We start from the raw sequence: 5,624 nt of genomic DNA on the forward strand, positions 1-5,624 counted from the left end.
CACGGATTGATCATTTTTTGGTTCCTGGCAATCCATGTACTTATCAACCAGTATGTTGACATTCTTTTGCCATTCGTCGAGTGACGGGAGTTCATCTTCAAGAGCGTGTGGGTGTTCCAGCATCTCGATCATCATGCGTGGGGCGGTACCATCGGCTACGTCATAGGCAAACACACCTGGTGCACCACGGTCTTTTTCAAACTCAATCCATGCCTTCTCGATGGCTACCGCATAATCCCAGAGCTGCATTACCAGATCATCTTCACCGATACCGAACTTGTCGCCTACACAATTGTCGTCTTTGGTGGCCCAAGTAATGATCCGGTTGGTCAGGTAGTAATGGAGCGGGGATACATCCTCTGGCCGGGGTTCCTGTTTTGGCTTCTGCTTCTTGAATAGTGCTTCAGCCACGGCATCACTGAAATCGTTGTCATCAGTGAAGCAGTCGTCGATCTCGTCCAGAGTCAGGAAGGTGCCTTGTTCGACAATACCCACCATCAAATCGTCATTCCCTACGCAAGAGGTGATGGTTGCTGCTAGCTCACGAAGGTCTGCAAAACCATAATTGGTATGTAGTGATTCGATGTTTGCCGGGGTGCCATATATAGCGCCGTCTGGCTCTGCGTGTTGATATTCGCGGTATTTGCTGCCGTCGTAGACGTAAATTTCGTATCCCATTTTTTATACTCCCATGTATTTATAGGCTCTGCTAATAGATTTGTTCAGTTGTCTCAATTGCCGCCATACGACAAGCCTTTTTATTTGTGGTTCGTTTCAATCGTTGTCAGTAATTTGTTTAGATGATCTCGCAGCTTAATAACTTCGCTTTTGTTTAAATATAAAATCAGCTCTTTGTGACCCTCACATGAGCATGACCTTTCTACCTCAATAGAGACTTCACCATCTTTGTCAAATTCAGTATCAACATCTATGGTTGTTAAACCATATCTGTTGCCCCTACGAAGCCTTAACATTTCAATTGTCTTATTGTCGTCAGGCATATTCATATATCAGCCCTGCTAATATTACATTCGGGACAAGGCACCCGGTTGTCGATTTCAGGATTGGCGGACATGCCACCTTCGTAGATGAAACCTTCGTCGTCGCAGTTCTGGCAGACATCATTCCGGAAAATGTCTTCTTCTGCCTTTATTAGGTGCAACAAGGACTGAAGGCCATTACCTTTACGGTGTGATAGTCTTACCGCCCACTTGCCTGTCCCCGGCCAGAAGTCGATGACAGAGAATGTGCTGTACACGATCAGGTGAGCGCCATTGTTCTTTGTCTCAAAGGACACTTTTGCCTTGTGCAAAGCTGCCATTGCCTGGGCGTGGAGACGTTGCTTCTTTGTTGGGCGATCAGTAAGTGGTGTCATCGCGTGTCTCCCGTTCTGTTTCATTGGCAATGTTATTCACAACAAAAACAAGTTGTTTGTGGTAGTTCATTCCTTTCTTGGTCAGTACAACACCGGTTTCAGTACGTTCAACATACCCATCAATTAACAGGACGCCTGTGGCGAATATGAGATGTGCGTCGAAGGTCGATACTGTGTCATCGTCCTCCATGCAGTCAGGATAACTATTGAACAGCGACACATGCGAAAGCAGGTACACAAATAGAGGCTTATACCACTCAATATCGTCATTCTGTTCAGCTTTATTCATGCGTCTTTCCTCGGGTCAGCCCATTTTTGTTCTGGCAGTGGTGTTTCTTTCAGCATTTCGAGAAACACCCGTCCTTTGTCGGTGATTTGAGGCACTACGTCGTTGGCTGGTGTATTTAATAAACCGCGACGTGAATGNATCCGTATCGAGGGTGATTGTTTTCAGACGCAAGTCAACATCCCCCAGGCTGGGTAAATCTTTTGCTTCGCCTTCGATACAGAAGTTATCCTTTCGCTCGACGGCGGTCAGGTAATGGGCACATCGTTCAAAGACTCTATCGCCCCATATGCTGCGACCCCATTCAAGGATGTCGTTGATGGTTACAGTCCCCGGTGGGTAGGTAACAACAACATTGGTGTACATATCTTCGATGGGTTTCACTTCAAATATTTCACCAGTCGATCGTCTTTTAACAACCAGTAATTCAATGTCAGTTTTCATAGTTCCAGGTCCTCCTGTTCGATGATTTCAGCGATCGCTATGAGGTGCTGTCTAAGGCGTTTGTTGGAAGTCTGAAGTGCAGTCACCCGTTGTTGGTAGTATCTCAAAGCCTCAACCATGGCTTCCCGTTCACTGACGGCACCCATGGCAAGATTCCTGCCGCGATCTTCATCGTATAACCAAAAACCGTCAGTGCATTCTGTGATGTGCATCTTCTTATTGTTGAGATACACGCTTGGCTTTATCGCTTTACTCATGCTTCTTCCACCACTGTCAGGTATGTGAATTTACCGAAGTAACCCATCAACTCACGATGAAAGTCTTCAGCCGCTTGTTTTTTGTCAAATATCAGGTGTACTTGGTTGTCCTTAATCGTTGAACTGTAAGAGCCATCATGGATTACGGCTTCGTCATGCTTCAGTCGTAGCTGGATGATCTTTCTCCAGGCACTGTTCTCAATTTCCTGATACCTGTTGATTGGGAGGTCGCCATCAATGCGGTAACTGATCTGGACTCTGTAGCATTCGCTAATCATGCCAGTACCTCCTATCAGCACTGCTAATGTTTGTTGATAGTCTTTTGACGCAGGGTGTGTCCTTAATCCAGTGGTGTTGGTTTGGTCTGCCACTTCATACCCAGACGATTGAGGATGCCCTGTGTCATCAGTCGAGCGGTAGGGTTCAGGTACTTGGTGCAATCGACATCTGGGTAGGGGTCTTTTGCCTTTTTCTCAAGGAAATCAGCGGTGCCCGACAGGATTGAAACAGCCGTGTTGTGAGCACCTTTCATGCGATGTAATAACTCAAACTTCATCAAGGGTTCATTGGCCCCGACATCAAACAGGAAGTATTTGTTGGGGTTGTCCTTACTCTGTCGAATGGAGAGTTTCATTGTTGCTTGTCTCTTGTCGGGTGTCGGGTGCCGGTTACGTATCCGGCGTCGTTGCGGCGACCGTACAGTTCTTACCGGCTGGCTCGCATTCCAGCTCGGGGACTTTCTTCATGGGACAATGGCTGAAAGCCCGTAAGACCATTTATGATGCGATAACACGCTGTCCTCCATGGCGCGGCAAGCGACAAGCGTCACTCGCAAGGGTTATGTGTTACATGACCTTTGTCCTTTGTTGTGTTTCCTGGGGGATTGCCCAGGCGCTTTTAAATCAGAAAGTTTTTTGGGTCGGCCATGCCGGGTGTTTGCTAATATTTGCTAATAGTTACAGGCGCGGTAACACATCGGCAGCTATCTTCGCTACTGCATCCACAACAGCATCGCAGACGTGATCCGGCGAACAGATAGTCCTGTTTGGGCGCAGGTGGATCAACCCGGCTTCATGCAGCATGACCAGTGACGTGTGCCATTCAGCCAGTGGCATAGCGGCAGGTTTGTCATGGACTGTGCGAGCGGTGGTCAGGATGTAAATCAGGCTCAGGGCGTCGTTATAAGTCATTTTGGTGTCTCCTGTTCTGACTGCTAATATTTGCTAATATATTCGCCCGACGTTGGGACGCTCGTCAAGCGTTAATTTACACCTGCCACGCAATAACAAACCCCTTCTGCTTGGGCGTATTCACCCCTGTGTACTGTTTGTAGTACCACTCGTAGGCATTCTGAACCTTGAAGCCCATCGTCCGTAACTGGTGGTTGATGGTGGTCCCGTGAAACTGCTCGCCCGACATGCGTTCTGCGATTCGCGCCACCTGCACCGAGGTCACAAAAGACACATCGCCGTTGATGGCGTCAGCCGCCCATTGACGCTCGTATGGAGTCATTTCACTGAGGGGCTTGTTGCCGACCAGCTTTGCCAGGTCACGCTCCATCAGGGCCTTACACAAGCGTTTCGGGAGCTTTAACACCTGTCGCTTGACCTCGTAGCGTGTGTTATCAATATCCACTACAACAACGTCACCAAGGGCTATTGCCAACATGGTCGTTCTCCTTTCTCTATTTATGAAAAACTTCGTTTATTTATGAAAAAGCCCCTGAGTAGGGGCTTGTGGGGGTATTAAAGGTCCGGATGACTTTTGTATTCTGGTTCATGTCGAGTGCCGAAATGTTCATTACACCATCGACGCCCTTTTTCTGTTAAAAAACCATAACCGTTTGCAGTTGGATCAATGAACTCTAATGGTTTGACCAGTGACTTTATATTTTTGCGTATAAGGTAGTCAGATATACCCAAGCCATGCGCTATGACCCCATAACAAGGATAGGGATCAAAGAAAAGAACTCGGAGAATATTGACTTGCATTGGGCTAAGGTGCACACCTTCTGTATTCCCTACAGGGGCGGGAAGGTGTACCAGAATATAATCATCAGGAACAGTGCCTCTCATTATTCATGCCCTCCGCCACTGGTTGTTGCCAGTGCCGTTTGTCGCTTGACCTCTGTAATCAATATATCCAGATGATCAAGGATAAGCGGCGGCGCTGTTTCCAACGGGTAATTCTCTATCTCGTTAAGCAGCAAACGACTCTTTTCTACAAGCGCACTTTTTGCGCCAGGTGCAACACAAACATGGTGGCTGAAATTACCGAACTTGAGTTGGCGAGCGTCACATTCAAATGTGTTGGTGCAATCAGGACACCGCACGAGAAACCGCTTGGTGGTGTTGGCGTCACCCGGCTTGACCCCCGCTACGGTCATCCCATGGTATGTTTGTCCAACGTGCTTTCTGCGTCTGGACAGCCCTGCTACACATCCACAATCTTTGTAATAACCAGCGTCTAAAGCTGCTTCGTGGACGGCTTTCTTGTTGCCGCAGTCGCAGGTGATCTCATAGACAACCTTGCGGGTGTATTCGTCATTACTGTCATAGGTCGCTTGTCCTGTGACGGTGACGTTGCCGTAGCGTTTACCGAAGTGGTCTTTCATTTTTATAGTCCTTTCTATTCATGCATGGGCACAGCTAATATTAGCTCGGCGAATGATATGAGTAAATAGTCGGAGGTCGGTCGTTTAACGAGTGTCTTTTGTCGTGTAACGGGTTACGTAGCGGGTTAAAACACAAACTTGTTACAGAAAAACAGCTCTGGAATGCGGGGAGTTATGGGAGTAACGGTTGTGTTGGGTAGAAATTTACTGAATCAGGGAGACGATTTCATATAGGGTAATTTACGCATTTTACGTAGTAATTAAAAATACACTCAATTGGTTAATTTTTCCTGTTACACCCCATTTCCCCATAACAACCGCCGTTAGTCGCTTGCCAGCCCTTAAGCTAGAGCCTTTTATTTTGTGCATGGTTGTTTTTAGGGGGGTGTAACGTACCTGTTACATTTTTCATTTCCCGCCAACAAAAAACGACAAAAGTCAAGAAAAAGAGGGCAAAAAGTATCGATTATGAACAAATATTCATTATTTGAACAACAACCTGCACCACTCGACACCCGTCCCCGTCAAGCGATACCCGTTCCGTGACTTGTAATGGCAGACCAGTTTCATGCGTCCTGTGTCATAAGTCGAGTGTCGCTTGTCGCCCACCGACGCCCACCAACGCCCTGTCCTTCCGATGTTGAGAGC

General features: G+C 47.4%; 10 protein-coding genes. All 10 read right to left on the reverse strand.

Annotated features, from left to right (window positions below; genetic code table 11):
* Positions 1-678, reverse strand: a 678-nt coding sequence (locus ABD892_RS07420) for a hypothetical protein (protein WP_345194826.1), incomplete at its 3' end; no start/stop codon positions are given.
* Positions 679-1,003: 325 nt separating this feature from the next.
* On the reverse strand, positions 1,004-1,375 hold the full coding sequence (locus ABD892_RS07425; RefSeq protein ID WP_345194827.1) for a hypothetical protein: 372 nt from the start codon (positions 1,373-1,375) through the stop codon (positions 1,004-1,006).
* The gene (locus ABD892_RS07430) at positions 1,359-1,664 is read right to left on the reverse strand and encodes a hypothetical protein (protein ID WP_345194828.1); all 306 of its coding nucleotides are present in this window, start codon (positions 1,662-1,664) and stop codon (positions 1,359-1,361) included. Before ABD892_RS07430 ends, ABD892_RS07425 begins: the two co-directional genes overlap by 17 nt.
* A 437-nt stretch (positions 1,665-2,101) precedes the next feature.
* Positions 2,102-2,362, reverse strand: coding sequence for a hypothetical protein (locus ABD892_RS07435; RefSeq protein WP_345194829.1), 261 nt, complete (start codon positions 2,360-2,362; stop codon positions 2,102-2,104).
* A complete protein-coding gene (locus ABD892_RS07440) occupies positions 2,359-2,640 on the reverse strand; it encodes a hypothetical protein (protein WP_345194830.1) in 282 nt (93 codons plus the stop codon). The genes ABD892_RS07435 and ABD892_RS07440 overlap by 4 nt, the downstream gene beginning before the upstream one ends.
* Before the next feature lie 62 nt (positions 2,641-2,702).
* A complete protein-coding gene (locus ABD892_RS07445) occupies positions 2,703-2,996 on the reverse strand; it encodes a hypothetical protein (RefSeq protein WP_345194831.1) in 294 nt (97 codons plus the stop codon).
* Between the two features lie 322 nt (positions 2,997-3,318).
* Positions 3,319-3,552, reverse strand: coding sequence for a hypothetical protein (locus ABD892_RS07450; protein ID WP_345194832.1), 234 nt, complete (start codon positions 3,550-3,552; stop codon positions 3,319-3,321).
* A gap of 76 nt (positions 3,553-3,628) precedes the next feature.
* Complete coding sequence (locus tag ABD892_RS07455; protein WP_345194833.1) at positions 3,629-4,030, reverse strand: hypothetical protein; 402 nt, start codon at positions 4,028-4,030, stop codon at positions 3,629-3,631.
* A gap of 77 nt (positions 4,031-4,107) precedes the next feature.
* Entirely contained in the window at positions 4,108-4,437 is a 330-nt protein-coding gene (locus ABD892_RS07460) for a hypothetical protein (RefSeq protein WP_345194834.1), read from the reverse strand.
* The gene (locus tag ABD892_RS07465) at positions 4,437-4,976 is read right to left on the reverse strand and encodes a hypothetical protein (RefSeq protein WP_345194835.1); all 540 of its coding nucleotides are present in this window, start codon (positions 4,974-4,976) and stop codon (positions 4,437-4,439) included. The genes ABD892_RS07460 and ABD892_RS07465 overlap by 1 nt, the downstream gene beginning before the upstream one ends.
* Positions 4,977-5,624 lie beyond the last annotated feature (648 nt).

Source organism: Kistimonas scapharcae, assembly GCF_039540975.1.
GTDB lineage: Bacteria > Pseudomonadota > Gammaproteobacteria > Pseudomonadales > Endozoicomonadaceae > Kistimonas > Kistimonas scapharcae.